The organism is Nocardia goodfellowii (assembly GCF_017875645.1).
GTDB lineage: Bacteria > Actinomycetota > Actinomycetes > Mycobacteriales > Mycobacteriaceae > Nocardia > Nocardia goodfellowii.
The window spans coordinates 521968-523181 of record NZ_JAGGMR010000001.1; the positions used below are offsets into that span (position 1 = coordinate 521968).

At 66.0% G+C, this 1214-nt stretch carries 1 protein-coding gene; it reads right to left on the reverse strand.

Annotated elements, in window-relative coordinates:
• Positions 1–50: 50 nt before the first annotated feature.
• On the reverse strand, positions 51–1070 hold the full coding sequence (locus BJ987_RS02035; RefSeq protein ID WP_209884136.1) for an alpha/beta hydrolase: 1020 nt from the start codon (positions 1068–1070) through the stop codon (positions 51–53).
• Positions 1071–1214 lie beyond the last annotated feature (144 nt).

The window sequence follows — 1214 nt, forward strand, 5'->3', positions numbered from 1 at the left end:
GCCGCCCGCAGGTCGATCTCACACCACGGGTTGTCGCCCGGTCGGTTTCGTCAGGGGGTCAGGCCCATGCCGCGCGCGAGCATCGGCCAGGAGTCACGGAAGGTGTCGTCCCAATACGACCAGCGATGCGTGCCGATCGAGTTGAAGTCGTACTGGGCCGGGATGTTCAGCGAATCCAGTTTGTTCTTCAGGTTGCGCGTGCACTGGTCGACCGCGGCTTCGATGACCGAGCCGACGGTGAGGTTCACCATGCCGACCGGACCGGGTGCGTTGGTCTGGTACCACTGCAGGTCCGCGAACACCGGGATGCCGCTGCCGGTGGAGATGTAGAGCTCGGTGCCGCGCAGCTTCTCCGCGTTGATCACCGGGTCGTTGTCCTCCCATAGCGGGCTGTCGGCGGGGCCGTACATGTTGTCGATATTGCCGCCGGCCCAGTTCTCGACGGACAGCTTGAGCGCCGTCCGGCCCAGCGGGTCGGCGATCTGCGCGCAACCGCTGTAGGCGGCGACCGACTTCCACAGCCCCGGCTTGGCCTCGGCCAGCTGCAGCACCGAGGTGCCCGAGGTGGAGACCCCGGCCAGCGCGTTGCGACCGGTGGACTGCAGCGTCTTGTCCAGCAGCGGAGGCAGTTCCGAGGTGAAGAAGGTGCGCCACTTGTTCACGCCGAGCACCGGATCGGCGTTCACCCAATCGGTGTAGTAGCTGCCGCGACCACCGATCGGCTCGATGACGTTGACGTGCTTTTCGGCGAGGAACGGCAGCACGGTGGTCTGTTCCCGCCAGCTGGCGGAACTCTCACCGGCGTCCAGACCGCTCATCAGGTAGAGGTTCGGAGCGGGCGTGGACTCATCGACCGGGCGTTGCACATCGATGGTGACTTCTTTGTCCATTGCCGCCGAGTACACCTTCAGATGCCAGGTGCGCCCGTCCTTCTCGACGGAGGTGACGGCAGGTGCTTTCGCCGGCTCCGCGACGCCGGTGCCACCGAAGGCCGTCACCGACACCATGGCGGCGAGCACCGCCACCATGCTGCGGCGCAGGTTGACCCTGTTTAGTACAGAACGCTTCATCGAACAGTCGACTCCTTTGATCGGCCGCGGCCGGGCCCGCCCGAGTTGTCCGGCCCGCCGTGTCGATCATCGCTACAGCGTCGAACTTTGCTACAGCTTCCGGGACGGGCCGGGGTGATTTCGTCACCGCCGGGTGTGACCGCG

What these genes read in the sequence shown, in the direction of transcription:
- BJ987_RS02035 (WP_209884136.1), bottom strand. Translation starts at nt 1,070, where the DNA reads ATGAAGCGTTCTGTACTAAACAGGGTCAACCTGCGCCGCAGCATGGTG.